This window comes from Paenarthrobacter aromaticivorans (assembly GCF_019038615.1).
GTDB lineage: Bacteria > Actinomycetota > Actinomycetes > Actinomycetales > Micrococcaceae > Arthrobacter > Arthrobacter aromaticivorans.
Genome location: NZ_JAHOPC010000004.1, coordinates 97,973 through 113,180, shown reverse-complemented (window position 1 = coordinate 113,180; position 15,208 = coordinate 97,973). Strand labels below are relative to the sequence as shown.

The window sequence follows — 15,208 nt, the reverse complement described above, 5'->3', positions numbered from 1 at the left end:
TTTTAACTCAGCTGGCCTCAACTGAGTTTTGATTGAGCCACGGTGTTCAGCGCCCGCTCCAGAAATGTCTTCAGTTCACTATCCCCCAGCACAGGAGTCACCACCCCGAGCTCCAGCGTCGGTTGCGTCTTGGCGTCGGCGGCCGCCAACGCTGCCTGGAGATTCCGGCGGGCTTCGGCCACGGCCGGGGAATTCCCGCGCTTGGCAGCGTCGAGCATGATCAGGGCTTCTTCCACGCCTCGTCCGTAATTGGCTGCCGCAGTTGCCCAATGGGTGGCGTCCGCTGCGAACCCCGGCACTGCCATCTTGGGTAACAGTTCCGGCAGCCTCTGCAGCAGCTCAGCTCGGGCCTTCAAGCCGCCTGAAGGGGACCTTCCGGCGTCGTAATCGGACCAGAACTGCTCTATATCCCGCCGGAGCTCAGGAGCGGACGGAGTGAGCTCATCGTCCTGCCAGTCTTGGTTGAGGTCCACGAAGGCCTTCACGGCCGCGAGGACCTCCGGATCTGGCCCCGAAACCTGTTTCAGGGCTGCATCCATGGACTTGCCGGGATCGTACGCCGGTCCATTCCATGAGAGATCGGCGTAGTTGAAGATGGCGGGGAAGGACAGGTAGGGCTCGATCATCGGATTGGTGACTAGTCCACGGACAGATTTGTACAGCTCCGAGTCGCGTCCGATCACCGGTGCCATGAACAGGTGGTCCTGCGAAAAGTCGTTCACGGGGTAGTTGTCCCAAATGACCAAGTCGCGTGGAGAACCCGGACTCCCGTATGTCCGCCGGGCGGTCTCGGCTGAGTCGGCGCTGATCCTGTGGGAGACCACGTCTTCACCGGTCCACTGGACCACGATCCCGGGGTTCAGGGCCCGGCCAAGCTCCTTCTTGTACGCATTGCTGGCGGAACCGTTGTAGAACGTAGGAACCGTCTGGAGGGGTTGGATGTCCGCCTTCGCAGAGATGAACCGGTCATTGACGTCATTCAGGAACGAAGCCTGCGCCTTGGCTAGATTGGCTTGGCCTGCGCCAAATTCCTTGAGGTCTTCGGCGCATTGGACCTTCGTGGCAATGTCATCGAGGGGAATCACGAACGAACGGACACCGATCGAATACAGGGATTCGAGCTTGGCCACTGCAAAGTTAAGGTCTGCCTCGCTGGAGTAGCAACTATCGATGCCCGGGGACAGCGCGTAAGTAAAGCGGATGTGGTTGGCCGTGGCGGTATCCACCAGCTCCTGTAGTTCTTTCAGGTCCTCGTTCGAGTACAGTGCCCGCCACTTCTCCCGCAACTGTGGATCATCCTTTGGGGAATAGATGTAGGTATTCATTTTTTGGCGTCCTGCGAATTTGAGGACATCCAAACGGGCCTGATGGGACCAAGGCGTCCCGTAAAAACCTTCGATGACGCCACGGGTCTCCATCAACGGCCAGTCACTGACGCGTGCGGCCGCCATTGCCCCATCCTTGAGCAATTGGCGTGCGGTCTGCACGGCATGGAAAACGCCGTCGGCATCCGTTCCGGCGAGTACCGCCGTCGGAATCCCTGAAGTTTTTCCTGTGGCTATGGCGTATCCTTCGGCTCGGCTGACTGCGTTCTGGTTGTCCGCCGCACTTTCCTTCCCCAGCTCTTTGAGTACCGGGCTTACTGTGGGATCCGATGCGGTGCCAAGGAAGACGGCCGAACTGCCGGCCGCTGCGCTGTTCATGGCTGTCACCGCTTCTGCAGTACCCCCCGCTCCTGTCACCAGGTCTTGGAGGGCGGTGATGGACGCCTGGTCTGTGCCAGGGGAAGCCACGATGTAAACGTGGCCGTTCAGAGGGACGGGATCCCCCACTCCGGCCTGGAGATGTTGTGGGATCGGAAAGATGCTTGGGATTTCGATCTTGCCCGTCCCGTGGCCCCCGGACCGTTCCCGGGAAACCACCAACCAGCCCGTAACAACCAGAGCGACAGCCAGAGCCGCAACTGCGATCAGCAGCAGCACTGATCGCCTCGGTCTAGCTCCGCGGACGGGCGTTGTGTTCAATCAGATGTCCCCTTGGGAAAGCCGTCGCCGACTGTCTGGAATGTTGACTCAAGACAACCACACTGTCCGCGCCGCACATAGAGGGCGGGACGTGCGCCTCACCAAACTAGGGTTGATCCGTGAACCTTCTCATTTCCGCGCTGGGAGTCCTGGGCGTGGCTTCCTCAGGACCACTGATCGCCGGCACCTTGGGTGCCACGTCCGTGACGGCGTTGGCGATCGCCTTCTGGCGGAACGCGATTGGCGCAGTCGTGATGGCCGCACCGGTGGCCATCCGGGAGCCCAAACAGTTTGGGAAGATCAACCGGCGCGAGTTTGGCTGGTCCACGGTTGCCGCCGTCGCTCTGGCCTTTCACTTCGCTTGCTTCATCACGGCGCTGCAGCTGACCTCGGTAGCTGCAGCCACTGCCTTGGTCTGCCTTCAGTCGGCATGGATCGCGGTCTTCCAGTTGTTCAGGGGCGCCCGCCATCGCTGGCCGGTTCTGTTGGGCCTGGGGATAGCCTTTGGCGGAGTCGTAGCCATTACAGGATTCGATATGGGCTCCTCACCGCAAGCCCTGCTGGGCGACGTCCTCGCGCTGGCGGGCGGAGCCCTGGCCGGCTTGTACACCTTGGCTGGCGGCAAGGCCCGCCAGTCCATGGGAACGGGCACGTACACCACGCTCTGCTATGGAATGTGTGCTGCGATTGTTGCCGTGTTGGCTTTGCTCAGTGGCCAACCGTTGGCAGGGTTCGACGCCGGAGGCTGGCTTGGGATTCTCGCCATCACCGTGTGTGCACAGTTGGTAGGGCACACCGCCTTCAACCACCTGCTGGCCACAATGAGCCCCTTGCTCGTTTCCATGATCATCCTGCTGGAAATTCCGGGGGCAGCGATCCTGGCGGCCATTTTCCTCAACGAGACACTCCCCGCTGGGACATACGCCGGCCTTGCGCTCATTCTCATTGGACTCGCGGTGGTGGTCTCCGGGCAACGGCGTGGCAAGGGCGAAGCAGACCAGCGGGAGGCCGAGCTGGGAACTGACTGAGCTTCCGCCGTCGGGCTTCTACTGCCGGGGGCTTACAGGCTGCTGCGTCGAATGCCCTGCGCCGCGTTGGCCGTATGAATGGCCCGCAGGAGCTTGGCAGGGAAATAGACCGAGAAGAACACCACCATGGGCGCTTTCAGGGCCATCTTCTTAACGTTGTGCGCCTTGTACGTCCGGTCGAAGCGCGTGACGTAATAGCGGTAGTCCCGCGGAGAGTCCTCAAGGCGTCGGGCGGACATGCCGGACACCATTTGCGGGCAATACCGGACGTGGAGATCGTGCTCGGCGAGGTGCAGTGAGAGGTCGATGTCCTCGTGCATCTCATCCTTCTCATCGAGGCATGTTTCGTCCCGGATGGTCTCCCAGGCAGTGCGCCGGAGGGCCATGTTTGAACCGAACAGGAAGTGGTATTGGTGCTTGGCCAGACGCAGCATCAGCTGGCGCATTTTGTCGTCCGCCTTCAGTCCAAAGCGGCGCATTGGCATGTCGTAGTAGACCACAGGTCCGGTAGCAGCCTGGACGGACCGGTCCATGAAGGCCTTCTGGACTTGCTCAACCCAGTCAGGTTCCAAGACAGAATCGGCGTCGATGCGCCCCACGATCTCTCCTTTGGCGCTGTTGAGGCCAAAGTTGCGCGTGGGAATGAGCCCCTGCGTGGCGTCCTGCCGTAAAAGGATAATGGGGCTTTCCGGGTATTCCTGCTGCATCTGGCGCACGATCCTGGCGGTGCGGTCAGTGGAGAGATTGTCCACCACGATGATTTCCTCAGCAGGAACAGACTGGTAGATGGCCGCGATAAGGCACTGGCGAATGACGCTTTCCTCGTTATACGCCGGGATGACGATTGAAACCCCCGGAGGCTCCGGGACTTCCTTGAGGGCACCCGCAATGGGTCTATCGGCTGACATCAGTTCAAATCTAACACCCGGCATGGCGTCCCCAGCGGACCATTGGGTTACAAGGTGGCAAACACTGAAGGGATCCCGGCCAGCCGGGATCCCTTCAGATGATGTTTCAGTGACGGCCTCTATGAACCAGGCCAATCAGAACCCTAGAGCTGAGGGTCCTTGGACGTGGAAGGGGTGTCGTGGTCCTTTTGGCCGCTTGCGGCAATGTTCCTGACCGCGGTCTTGGCATCCGTAGCGACGTTGGCCTTGGAATCCTTGCCCTTCTCGAACGCGTCCTTGGTTGCCTGCTCCACTTCTGCAGCCGCTTCCTCGGGCGTAATGTCAGAAGTCTTGGATTCGGCCGGCAAGGTTGACGTCGCCGTAGCTGATGCTTCAGTGTCTGCGGGAGCCGGAGAAGGCGTTGGGGCAGTGGTTGGATTGACCGGGGCCGGCGTCTTCCAAGGATCCTCCACGGGTTTGGAGGCCTTCCACGCAGCGACACCGGCAGCAACCGCGGCTGCAATAACTGTGACAACCAGCCATCCGCGCTTCTTCGGCTTCTGCTGGACAGCCAATTGCTGGGAAACAGCCTTGCTGGTCTGGTCCGCCACTGCCTTGATTTGCTTGCTGGTGGCCTGAGCTTGCTCCTGCACGCTGTGAACCACACCCGAGTCCACCAGTTTCTGCGCAACGGCATCCACCTGGGCTGGCGCGTTCTCAAGGACATGATGGACAACTACGGAAGCCTGGCCCAACTGCTCGGACAGCTTGGGCAGGTACTCCTCAACTACCTTGTCCCGGGCGATTCCGAGGGCCGGAGTTGCCTTATTAAGGGTCTCCTGGATCTTCGGCGTGGCGTCCTCCACAGCGTCATGGATCTTCGGCGCGAGGTGCGCCAGTCCATCCTGAAGCCGCGGCGTAACTGTTGCCACGCCGTCGGCGAGGTTGTGCGCCGCCGACTTCAGTCCCTCCTGGATCTTCGGGGAAGCGGTATCAATGCCGTGCTGAATACGGGGAACAGCCCAATTGACGGCTGCTTCCACGCGGGGCGCCGCCCAGTCGCGGGCGTTATCCACACCAGCCGCAACGGAGTGTTCAAGGTCGCGGGCAATACGGTCTGATTTCTTCACAACTACCTCCCGATACACATGCTCGTTTGAAGCTAGCCTACGTGCCCTGAGGAACAGCGGCTATTCATCTGCAGGATTCTTCCCGGATTTCACCCAGCGCGGAACCGGCATTACAGCCATGCCGGCGTTGACCCTGCATGAAAGAATGGGGCCATGACCATCGCAACCGCAAAAGCAACGATCCACACGAGCCTCGGCGACATCAAGGTTGACCTCTTCGGCAACCACGCCCCCAAGACGGTCGCCAACTTCATTGGCCTCGCCACGGGCGAAAAGTCCTGGACGCACCCGGAAACCGGCGAAGACAAGACCGGCACGCCCCTTTACGACGGCACCATCTTCCACCGCATCATCAAGGACTTCATGATCCAGGGTGGCGATCCCCTGGGCCGCGGCGTTGGTGGACCGGGCTACAAGTTCGACGACGAAATCCACCCCGAGCTGACCTTCAACGCTCCCTACAAACTGGCCATGGCCAACGCCGGCATCCAGATGGGCAAGGGCACCAACGGGTCACAGTTCTTCATCACCACGGTCAACACGGACTGGCTGTTCGGCAAGCACAGCATCTTTGGTGAAGTAGCTGACGAAGAATCCCGCAAGGTTGTTGACGCCATTGAGGGCGTCCGCACCGGCATGGGCGACCGCCCCGTTGAGGACGTCGTCATCAACAGCATCGACATCGAACAGCTCTAGCCTGCATTCATGAGCTACGGAATCCCGTCGGCAGAGCCGTCCGCCACCATCCCGGTGTGCCCAAGGCACCCGGACAGGCCCTCCTACGTGCGGTGCCAGCGCTGCGGGCGCCCAGCGTGCCCCGAGTGCCAGCGGGCGGCCGCCGTCGGGTTCCAATGTGTTGATTGCGTCAACGAACAAAAACGTACGATGCCGAGCTACCGCTCTCCCTACGGCGGTGCCTTGGCAACCGGCCGGCCGTTGGTGACGTTTACGATCATCGGGTTGTGCGTGCTGGTTTACATCCTTCAATGGATTGTTCCTGGCGACGCTGTATTCCAGAATTTTGCCTTCGCAAATTATGCAGCTGCCAGCGAGCCCTGGCGGATGCTTACGGCGGCCTTCCTTCATTCGCAAGGGTTCCTGCTGCACATCGTCCTGAACATGTACACGCTGTGGATTTTCGGACAAGCCCTTGAGCCTTTGCTCGGGCGGGTCCGATTCCTCGCCGTGTACCTGCTCTCCGCCATTGGCGGATCCGTGGGCTATCTGCTGTTGACTCCCACTTTTCCCGTTGTGGGCGTTGTGGGAGCGTCCGGCGCCATCTTCGGTCTGTTCGGTGCCATGCTCGTAGTGCAGCGTCACCGCGGCGGTGAAACCAAACAACTGTGGATCCTCATTGCGATCAATGGCGCCATTGGCTTCTTTGTTCCCAGCATCGCCTGGCAGGCACACCTGGGTGGCCTGATCATCGGCGCCCTCGCTGCCGCCGCCATCGCCTATGCCCCGCGGGGCAAGAACCAAGCCCTGCTGCAAGCAGGCGGCCTCATCCTCGTGGCAGGCCTTTTGGCCGTGGTCGCGTGGTTCCGCATCACTGCGGGCTAGGTGCAACTCTTTCTGCATCCGTGACCGGTTGCCGCAGTATCGTCTTCAGTTTCTCCGGTGGAGTACGGCGAGGATCGCTCAGGTAGATCTCGTGATGCTTCCCCGTCATCATCAGTGACTCCCCGGGGATGAAGCTGTTATGCATTGCCTCCAGCACGGGACCTTCGTCATCGTAGGGGCCGATGTGGAGTGTCTGGACGCTTAGTCCTTCATCCAGTGTTTCCAAGCGAAGGCCGTCGATTGCCGGCGCGGAGCCTTTGTTCGCGACGATCTTACGTGCCTCCTCGTAGTGGTCCTGGGTCATCCAGCCAGGAACCATATTCATCAGGGTCCAGTCCCAGCGCGACTTGTCCCTGGCGCTTGTAAACGTATCCATGTCCTCTGCCCACCAGAGCGCTTCCAGGGGCATCACGGTGTAGTCGCGGCCCAGCTCCTGTTTGCTGAAGAACTTCATCTTGTAAGCGACAGGGTAAAGGGTGGCCAGTGCGTCCTTGTACTCCTGCGAGGTATTTGGATCGCCATGGCCGTCGATCATGAGGAACTGGAGGGCTGGAACCGTCACCACGGAAAACCTGCCACACGAAGCCTTGTATGTTTCGATCTGTCTTTTGAGGTCGACTTTCACGACTGGCAATCCCCTCCCCTTCTGCGCTGACTGACTAGGTTATCCACAGTGGTTGTCCACAATGTGTGTAACTTACATGCGTGTAGTTAGCTCGCCAACCCCTCGTACGGGTCGTCAGGGCGGCAGATATCCCCCGAAAGGCATGCGTTCATCCACACCTGTGGATAACTTTGTCCCAGGTTCTAAGTCCATTGTGGACAACTAAGCCAATTCCTGGCCATGTGTGGATAAAACTGTTAATTACGCCTCAGCACGGCACCTATCAACAGCCTTATCAACAATGTTAATAACTTACACAGGTGTAGTTCATGTGCTTGGTGGCCCCTCAGGGCTGTAACTGCGCGGATCTCCGCTGAGAAACCCACAAGTTTTCCCCACCTGTGGATAACTTGTGGGTAGGGGGCTGTTGTTAAGTGGGTAACTGTCCAGGCCGTGAGAGGCGTGAAAGTGACCAGTGAGGGCGGAAAGCCCGCTGAGGGATGATTTTTGGCTCCGGCTCCGCCGGTGAAAACGCCGGTGGGTAAATCCAGCAATGCCCGAGCCATGAACGTTCGGTGAAGATGCGGCCACTATCCACAACGCGATGCACAGTGGGTATAACTTCGCGCCGCTCACTGCGGGGTCCGGAATCAGCACCGGCGCAAGGGTTTTTGCGAAAAGTGCATGGATGTCCACAGAACTTATCCACTCCTGTGGATAAAGTTACGCACTTCTGTGGAAAAGGATTATGGGCGTCTGTGGGCAGGCCGAGGCCCTACTTCTGACCTTGCTCGAGCCAAACGCCGGAAGTACCGCGTCTGTGGCTGTCCACCAAGTGGGTATCGATGATCCCTACGGCTTCCATGAGTGCGTGCATCGTGGTGGGGCCAACGAATGCGAAGCCCTTCTTCCGGAGAGCCTTGGACAAAGCAATGGATTCGGGCGAAGTTGTGGGGATTTCTGCGTAGGATCGGGGCGCAGGGGTGGTTTCCGGCTTGAAGGACCACACGAAGTCCACCAGCCCGCCTTCTGCCCTAATAGCGATGGTGGCCTTGGCGTTGGTGATGGCTGCCTGGATCTTTAGGCGGTTCCTGACGATACCTGCGTCCAGCATCAGCCGCTCGACATCCGCGTCTGTGAAAGCAGCGACGCTTTCAGGGTGGAAATCCAGGAAAGCCTTCCGGAAGGCATCCCGTTTCCGAAGGATGGTTGCCCATGACAGGCCGGCTTGGAACGCTTCGAGACTGATGCGCTCATACATCCCTTGCTCGTCGCGGACCGGCATTCCCCACTCGTGATCGTAGTAAGCCTGCATCAGCGGGTCCGAGGCAGCCCAGAGCGGCCGAGCCAAGCCGTCCTCGCCGATGATGATGCCGGTTTCTTCCGGGGTCATGAATGCTCCTCTGCGGCCGGCACGCGGCGCCCACCCTTGCTATTTGCCTTTAGAAACATTCTGCCCGTTGGCTGTGACATTTTGCCCTTGCCCATGACATTTTGGCGCCGCGAGTCGGTCCCTAGGACAATCCGGTGACACGCATGGTGATATTGATTCGTCCATGGGCGAGTCCACACCCCTCGGGGCACGTTCCGGGAAAGACCTTGGGGATGCCGTGATAGGCAAACCTTGACGGACCGCCGAAAACGAAGAGATCTCCAGAGCGAAGTTCGACGTCCGCATACGGCTTGCTACGCGTTTGGGTGTTGCCGAAGCGGAAGTTGCACGTCTCCCCGATGCTGAGGGAGACCACTGGAGCATCGGAGCGTTCATCCTTGTCCTGATGCATTCCCATGGCCGCGCCGTGGTCGTAGTAGTTCACGAGCGCGGCATCCGGTGTGTAGTCACTGGCGAGTTGGGCCAGTGCATCATTTTCGACCCCCACCGAGTAAGCATCGGATACGGCCTTCCTGCCCAAGCGAACCATCCACTCCGGGAATTCGAGTACGGGCCTCCCGTTCACATCTGTAGCTTCGCGCGTGTAGCGGTAGGGCTGCCAATGCCATCCAAGGCAAACGGTCCGGACGGACATCTGGTGTCCTCCGGGAAGTGTCGCAGCACGGAGGGGTACCGGGCCGCGGGTCCATTCGCCGAAGCGTTTCACGATCCACCTCTGCTGCTCCAGGCTGAGCCAGCCCGGCACGTGCACAGCGCCTGGAGCTATAACCCGAGGGCCGGCGTCGTGGGTGTCAGGTTGGATAAGCGTCAACGGAAACAGGGCGTCCTCGCTCATGCGGCAGCCTCAAGCGCGAGGAGTCTTCGCTTCGCTTCGGTTCCACCGAGGTAACCGCCGAAAGTGCCGTCGGACTTCACCACGCGATGGCAGGGAACAATGACCGGAAGCGGATTGGTAGCGCAGGCTGTTCCAACGGCACGGACGGCTTTGGGACTCCCGGCAGCCTGGGCCACCTGTGCGTAACTTTCGGTCCTGCCGTAGGCGATCTGCGGCAAGTGATGGAGGACGTTCAGGCGGAACCCGCGTGCTAGCTGGAAGTCCAGGGGAAGGTTGAAATCCTTACGCGTGCCGCTGAAGTACTCGTCCAGCTGGCGGGCAGCGGACTCAAGTTGCGAAGGTGCATACAGGATGCGGGGACTCACGGTGTTGGCCAACAACTGCAATACGGCCTCGTGGTTTTCACGCTCGAACGCTACCCGTATCACGCCATGTTCCGTAGCTGCCAAAAGCAACTTGCCCACAGGAGAGTCCACCACTGTGTAGGCGATGTCCAGGGAATGGCTTTCTTGTGCAGAGCGGACAAGCCGCGCATGGAGGCTGGCCAGAGCAGGCTCGATTCCGGCGTCGAGGGGTTGAAGGAGCACGGCCACCGCGGCGTGGTCCGAAGGAGATTCAAGAGTCATCGGATTTCTCCTTTCGCCGATGCTGGGACGGATGATGCAGTCACGGATGTGGAATGAACCAGGAACGCCCGGCCGGATTCGGGCTCTTCGCGGAGCATGGCACGGAGGGCTTTCACACCGTCGGATCCCGCACGTCGTGCAGCATCTGGTGTCCCGCCCAAAAGTGACGCAATGTCCCGGTATGGGAGACCCGCCAAATAGTGGTAGGCCACTGCCTGGCGTTGTTTAGGTGGCAACTGCCCGATGGCGTTGAGTAACTCTGCTTGGTTGTCACCCGGAATGCCAATTTTCGAAGGCCGCTCGGGCGGCTGGTCCACAGGCACAGCGCGGCGATTACCGGAACGGATGAGGTCGATGCATTTCCGGTGCGCAATAGTGACGAGCCAGGCCTCAACGTTGGCATCCGCAGGGAGGGCGCCATAAGCCTGTAAAGCCGCAAGAAAGGTTTCGGACCATGCGTCATCGGCATCGTGAAGGCCCACCACTGCACGGCACACCCGGAGCACAGTGCCGCCATGTTCCTGTACGACTGCTTCGAACGGCCTCTTGGTTTGGACCGGCTGCCGACGCTGCATCAGAAGAGCTTGCTCTCTTTCACGGCGGCAGGCTCTTCGAGCTCGAGGAGGAAGCGCTTGTTGCGCAGGCCACCCGCGTAGCCGGTGAGTTGCCCGTTGCGCCCCACCACGCGGTGGCACGGGATGATGATGCTTATGGGGTTTCGCCCTACTGCGGACCCGACGGCCTGGGCCAGGTGGGGATCGCCCATCTCGAGAGCCAGTTCACCGTAGCTGATGGTTTCCCCAAAAGGAATGTGTTGGAGCCGATGCCAGACCTTCTCTTGGAAGGCATTGCCCCGGGCTTCAAAGGGAACCTCGAAGTCGGTGCGCTTTCCTTCGAGGTACTCGTGGAGTTCGCTACGGGTCTGCTCGAAGAGTGGTTCCTCGATCACTGCCGGGACGCCAAAGTAGTCCGGCGGAGGCATGTGCCAATGGCCTTCGTAAAAGATGCCCGTCAAGAACTCCCCACGGGCGGTCAGCGTCAGCTGCCCCAGCGGGGAATCCATGGTGGTGTGCCTGGTGTTCATATCCTGTAGACGCTCGCGGGCACCGGAATGTGAGGTGTGGGATTCCTAGGCGCGCCAGCGCGTGGTCATCAGGAATCCGACGATTGCGATGCCGAAACCAGCCACGATGTTCCACGAAGCCCATTCCTGAACTGGGAACCGGCCCTCCGTGATATAGAACGTGATGATCCAGATCAGGCCAATGATCATGAGGCCAAACATGACCGGCTTGTACCAAACGGGATTCGGCTTGTACTGCTGCGCGGCGGAAGTCTGCTGGGCCTGACGGGCAGGCCGCTTGCGGGGCTTGGACTCGGGCACGGATCCTCCTTGGCTGTTCGATTGAAACCCGATGCTGCCGGCCTTGGTATCCTGCAGGAAGGAAAAATTCCAGCGGTCAACGGCCACGCGATGCTCCGGGTTGTTACTAGCTGTCAAGTCTAGCCGCAACCAGGGTAGGCCAGTGCCGCCCGCGCCCTATTCGAGGAGACCCTGTGGCGGACCAGCAGACGACGGCGGCTGCAGCCGTGCCGTCCGCCCGCGGGACGCAGCGAAAACCTCCCCGCGGCCGGCTCACAGCCTCGGACATTCTGCGCAAAATCAGCCAAGTACTGGGCGAGTTGCTCATCACCGCAGGCATTGTCCTCCTGCTTTTTGTGGGCTGGGAGCTGTGGTGGACCAACGTGGAGGCCGACGCCAAGCAGACCGAAGCCGTGAAGAGTTTTGCGCAGGAATTTGCGGGACCGGTAACGCCGGCCGTCAGCCAGGCTACTGACTACGGTCCGCCCGTCGTAGGGACGGCTCCTGCCCATGGGAAAACGATCGGGATCATGTACATCCCGCGATTCGGTCCGGACTACACGCGGCCCATTATCGAAGGAACAGACCAGGATGTCCTGGACACACTGGGCCTGGGACACTACGGCAACACCAGCATGCCCGGAGCCCTCGGCAATTTCGCCGTCGCGGGGCACCGGCAAACACACGGCGCTGTCCTGGATAACATCCACACCCTGGTCCCCGGTGACAAAATCTACGTCCAGACGCCGGACGGCTATTACACCTATGTCTTCCGCAACAACCAGATTGTGTTGCCCAGCCAAACCGACGTCCTGATGCCGGTCCCCACCCAACCCGGTGTAACGCCCCGTGAAAGCATCCTGACCATGACCAGCTGCAACCCGCGCTTCGGATCCCAGGAACGCATCATCGCCTACTCCGTCCTTGAGGGTTGGCAACCGTCCTCAGCCGGACCGCCGTCGGAAATCGCTACCCAAGTAGCCCAAGCCCAAGGAAAGGGGTAACGGATGTACGCCTGGATCTTTCGGAATTTGCCCGGCCCCTTGTGGCTGCGGATACTCATATCGGTGGCGCTTGTGGCCGTAGCCCTCGTCCTGATGGTGGAGTTCCTCTTCCCGTGGTTCTCCCAATTCACTTCTTTGACCGACTCAACGATTGGTTTAGTGCAGCAGCCATGAGCTCAACAAAAATCCTCGTCGTGGACAACTACGACAGCTTCGTTTACACGCTGGTGGGCTACCTGCAAGAACTCGGCGCCGAGACAACCGTGGTCCGAAATGACGACGTGACACTCGCAGAAGCCAAAGAGCTTGCCGCAGCCCGTGATGGAGTCCTCATCTCTCCAGGTCCAGGAACGCCGGCGGAAGCTGGTGTCTGTATCGAGCTCATCAAGTGGTGCGGCGAGGCCGCCAAGCCGATGTTCGGAGTGTGCCTCGGCCACCAGGCCCTTGCCGAAGCTTATGGCGGCGTTGTCACCCATGCGCCTGAGCTCATGCACGGCAAAACCTCGCCGGTGCAGCACGAAGGCAAGAGCGTCTTTGTCGGGCTTCCGTCGCCCGTTACGGCCACGCGGTACCACTCACTCGCTGCAGTTCGCGACTCGATCCCGGACGTCCTGGAGATCACAGCCGAGACCACGAACGGCGTGGTCATGGGCCTGCAGCACAAGACCGCTCCCCTCTGCGGTGTGCAGTTCCACCCGGAATCGGTCCTCACCGAAGGCGGCTACCAAATGCTGGGCAACTGGCTGGAGTCCCTCGGCATGACCGGCGCAGCCGAACGAGCCTCGAAGCTGAGTCCGCTGATCCAGCACTGAGGTGTAGCGGCGGCTGAGGGGACGCGACCCGTTAGTCCTTCTTGGTGGGCGTCGGCTTGGGGCTCGAGGTGTCAGTCGGCGTGGGTGTGGGAGTCGGAGCCGGCGCCTTGGCTACCGTTACCGTCACCGTCTTGCCCTGATCCACTTCCGTATTGAAGGTTTCGCTTTGCGCCGTGACCTTGCCGGGCGTGACCTGGGAATTTTCCTGCTCAACCACGGCCATGACAAGGCCGTTCTCCTTCAGCAGCGCTTCGGCTTCCGGCTGGGTAAGACCGATAAGTTGGGGCATCAGGACTTTGCCGGAGGAGACCTGCAGCTCAACGTTGGAACCTGCGGCTATGGGCGCCCCGGGGGCAGGACCCGTGGTGATGACGAGTCCGATGGGAACCGTGGGGCTGTGCGTCCTCACGCTGGAGATGTTGCCCGTGATTCCCAGGCGCCGAAGGGTGTCGCGGGCGTCTGACTCGGTGCGGCCCACAATGTCTGCAGGGATGGTTACCGAACTGGGACCGCTGGAGATGTTGAGGATGACCTCGGCGTTCTGTTCAAGCATGGAGCCCGCAGTGGGTGCCGTGCCGATCGCCATGTCCTTGGCAACCTTGTCACTGGCCACACGTGCCGTTTTGGGAACCAGCTTTGCTGAGTAGAGCTCTTGCAGCGCCTGGGACTCCGACATGTTGGTCACCGAGGGAACCGCCACCTTGGCCGGCGCCGCGGGGGGCGCATTGACCAGGCTGTAGATCCAGAATCCGGCGCCTGCGAGAACAAGGATAGTGAAGATTGCCAGCGTCGCCGCCCAAGTGCGACGGCGGGACTTCTGGTGGGAGGTCCGCTCACGTTCGGGTGGGAGGTCCAAGGGAAGTGCTTCGTCCAGCGGTTCCTCAATGGGGTCTTGGGTCACGCCGTTGTAGTGCTCGACGTCAAGGAATCCAACGGCCGTGGCGCTCAAGAGCTGCGTGTCCGGGTCTTCGGATGAAATGAGGTCGTTGGGGTCGGTGGGTGCCTCGCTGGCGGGAAGAACGGGAACGGGGATGCCATTGCTCGCGGCCCTGAGTGCCCGCCGGAAGGCAGCCGCATCCTGGAATCGGTCCGACCGGTTCTTTTGGAGCGCCTTGGCAAGCACGGAATCCAAAGCCTCGGAAACCTCGGGGTTATGGGCGCTGGGAAGGTCTGGCGTCTCGCGCACGTGCTGGTAGGCCACCGAAACCGGGCTGTCGCCTACGAATGGTGGCCGGCCCGTAAGCAGCTCGTACAGAAGGCAGCCTGCGGAGTAGAGATCGCTGCGGGCATCAACGGTCTCTCCCCGTGCTTGTTCGGGGGAAAGGTATTGGGCCGTTCCCACCACAGCCTGCGTCTGCGTCATGGTGGCAGCGGAGTCAGCCATAGCCCGGGCGATGCCAAAGTCCATGACTTTGACGTCCCCGGTATCAGCACAGACCATGACGTTGGCGGGCTTGATATCGCGGTGCACAATGCCCGCCCGATGGCTGTACTCCAGCGCCGCGAGGACGCCAAGGGTGTAGCCGATGGAGTCTTCGACACCGAGTTCGTGCGCTTTAATCATGTCCCGCAGCGTCCGTCCTGCGACGAACTCCATCACGATGTATGGGACACGCACGTCCTCACCCGGTCCGCCCGGGACAGAGTACTCACCTGTATCGAAGATGGCCACGATGGAAGGGTGGTTCAGTGCTGCGACAGCCTGGGCCTCGCGTTTGAAACGGGCCTGGAACTGCGGATCGCGGGCCAGGTCAGCACGCAGGACCTTGACTGCAATGGTGCGTCCCAGGAGCGTATCTGAACCACGGTAGACGTCTGCCATGCCGCCACGGCCGATCAGGTCACCGAGTTCGTAGCGACCATTGAGGATGCGCTGCGAAGAGACAGGTGTACTCTCCTCTCGGTGCGCTGGACCGGGCCGTGGCGTAGACATGGCGGCTAC

The 15,208-nt window shown here is 60.7% G+C and carries 16 protein-coding genes; 5 read left to right on the top strand and 11 right to left on the bottom strand.

Annotated features, from left to right (window positions below; genetic code table 11):
• Nucleotides 1–17: 17 nt before the first annotated feature.
• The gene (locus KSW38_RS09010) at nucleotides 18–1,982 is read right to left on the bottom strand and encodes a glycoside hydrolase family 84 protein (protein ID WP_216924375.1); all 1,965 of its coding nucleotides are present in this window, start codon (nucleotides 1,980–1,982) and stop codon (nucleotides 18–20) included.
• 161 nt (nucleotides 1,983–2,143) lie between these two features.
• Here KSW38_RS09010 and KSW38_RS09005 point away from each other — a divergent pair, with 161 nt between their 5' ends.
• Complete coding sequence (locus KSW38_RS09005) at nucleotides 2,144–3,052, top strand: DMT family transporter (RefSeq protein WP_216924374.1); 909 nt, start codon at nucleotides 2,144–2,146, stop codon at nucleotides 3,050–3,052.
• A 32-nt stretch (nucleotides 3,053–3,084) separates the two neighbouring features.
• Here the strand turns inward: KSW38_RS09005 and KSW38_RS09000 are convergent, their stop codons facing one another.
• The gene (locus KSW38_RS09000; protein WP_216924373.1) at nucleotides 3,085–3,960 is read right to left on the bottom strand and encodes a glycosyltransferase family 2 protein; all 876 of its coding nucleotides are present in this window, start codon (nucleotides 3,958–3,960) and stop codon (nucleotides 3,085–3,087) included.
• Nucleotides 3,961–4,103: 143 nt separating this feature from the next.
• A complete protein-coding gene (locus KSW38_RS08995; RefSeq protein WP_216924372.1) occupies nucleotides 4,104–5,069 on the bottom strand; it encodes a hypothetical protein in 966 nt (321 codons plus the stop codon).
• A 153-nt stretch (nucleotides 5,070–5,222) separates the two neighbouring features.
• Between KSW38_RS08995 and KSW38_RS08990 the strand changes: the two genes are divergently transcribed.
• Together KSW38_RS08990 and KSW38_RS08985 are read left to right on the top strand one after the other, a co-directional pair.
• Nucleotides 5,223–5,765, top strand: a complete 543-nt coding sequence (locus KSW38_RS08990; protein ID WP_216924370.1) for a peptidylprolyl isomerase — start codon at nucleotides 5,223–5,225, stop codon at nucleotides 5,763–5,765.
• 9 nt (nucleotides 5,766–5,774) lie between these two features.
• Nucleotides 5,775–6,629: a rhomboid family intramembrane serine protease gene (locus KSW38_RS08985; protein WP_216924368.1), complete on the top strand. Its 855-nt coding sequence runs from the start codon at nucleotides 5,775–5,777 to the stop codon at nucleotides 6,627–6,629.
• On the opposite strand, the gene KSW38_RS08980 is transcribed toward KSW38_RS08985, so the two are convergent.
• The 7 genes from KSW38_RS08980 to KSW38_RS08950 form a co-directional block, all read right to left on the bottom strand.
• Nucleotides 6,616–7,254: a GyrI-like domain-containing protein gene (locus KSW38_RS08980; RefSeq protein WP_216924365.1), complete on the bottom strand. Its 639-nt coding sequence runs from the start codon at nucleotides 7,252–7,254 to the stop codon at nucleotides 6,616–6,618. The genes KSW38_RS08985 and KSW38_RS08980 overlap by 14 nt on opposite strands.
• Nucleotides 7,255–8,008: 754 nt before the next feature.
• Nucleotides 8,009–8,626, bottom strand: coding sequence for a DNA-3-methyladenine glycosylase I (locus KSW38_RS08975; protein ID WP_216924362.1), 618 nt, complete (start codon nucleotides 8,624–8,626; stop codon nucleotides 8,009–8,011).
• Between the two features lie 121 nt (nucleotides 8,627–8,747).
• On the bottom strand, nucleotides 8,748–9,461 hold the full coding sequence (locus KSW38_RS08970) for an alpha-ketoglutarate-dependent dioxygenase AlkB family protein (protein WP_216924361.1): 714 nt from the start codon (nucleotides 9,459–9,461) through the stop codon (nucleotides 8,748–8,750).
• On the bottom strand, nucleotides 9,458–10,087 hold the full coding sequence (locus KSW38_RS08965; protein ID WP_216924360.1) for a methylated-DNA--[protein]-cysteine S-methyltransferase: 630 nt from the start codon (nucleotides 10,085–10,087) through the stop codon (nucleotides 9,458–9,460). Before KSW38_RS08965 ends, KSW38_RS08970 begins: the two co-directional genes overlap by 4 nt.
• Nucleotides 10,084–10,662, bottom strand: coding sequence for an RNA polymerase sigma factor (locus KSW38_RS08960; RefSeq protein ID WP_216924359.1), 579 nt, complete (start codon nucleotides 10,660–10,662; stop codon nucleotides 10,084–10,086). Before KSW38_RS08960 ends, KSW38_RS08965 begins: the two co-directional genes overlap by 4 nt.
• Nucleotides 10,662–11,171, bottom strand: a complete 510-nt coding sequence (locus KSW38_RS08955) for a methylated-DNA--[protein]-cysteine S-methyltransferase (RefSeq protein WP_216924356.1) — start codon at nucleotides 11,169–11,171, stop codon at nucleotides 10,662–10,664. Before KSW38_RS08955 ends, KSW38_RS08960 begins: the two co-directional genes overlap by 1 nt.
• 45 nt (nucleotides 11,172–11,216) lie before the next feature.
• Entirely contained in the window at nucleotides 11,217–11,471 is a 255-nt protein-coding gene (locus tag KSW38_RS08950; RefSeq protein WP_216924354.1) for a cell division protein CrgA, read from the bottom strand.
• 158 nt (nucleotides 11,472–11,629) lie between these two features.
• On the opposite strand from KSW38_RS08950, the gene KSW38_RS08945 reads away from it, so the two are divergent.
• Both KSW38_RS08945 and KSW38_RS08940 read left to right on the top strand, forming a co-directional pair.
• Nucleotides 11,630–12,454 carry a class E sortase gene (locus tag KSW38_RS08945; RefSeq protein ID WP_216924648.1) on the top strand — a complete coding sequence of 275 codons (825 nt, stop codon included), beginning with the start codon at nucleotides 11,630–11,632 and terminating at the stop codon, nucleotides 12,452–12,454.
• A gap of 170 nt (nucleotides 12,455–12,624) precedes the next feature.
• Nucleotides 12,625–13,266: an aminodeoxychorismate/anthranilate synthase component II gene (locus tag KSW38_RS08940; protein WP_216924352.1), complete on the top strand. Its 642-nt coding sequence runs from the start codon at nucleotides 12,625–12,627 to the stop codon at nucleotides 13,264–13,266.
• A 31-nt stretch (nucleotides 13,267–13,297) separates the two neighbouring features.
• Here the strand turns inward: KSW38_RS08940 and pknB are convergent, their stop codons facing one another.
• Complete coding sequence (pknB, locus tag KSW38_RS08935; RefSeq protein WP_216924350.1) at nucleotides 13,298–15,199, bottom strand: Stk1 family PASTA domain-containing Ser/Thr kinase; 1,902 nt, start codon at nucleotides 15,197–15,199, stop codon at nucleotides 13,298–13,300.
• Nucleotides 15,200–15,208: the final 9 nt, after the last annotated feature.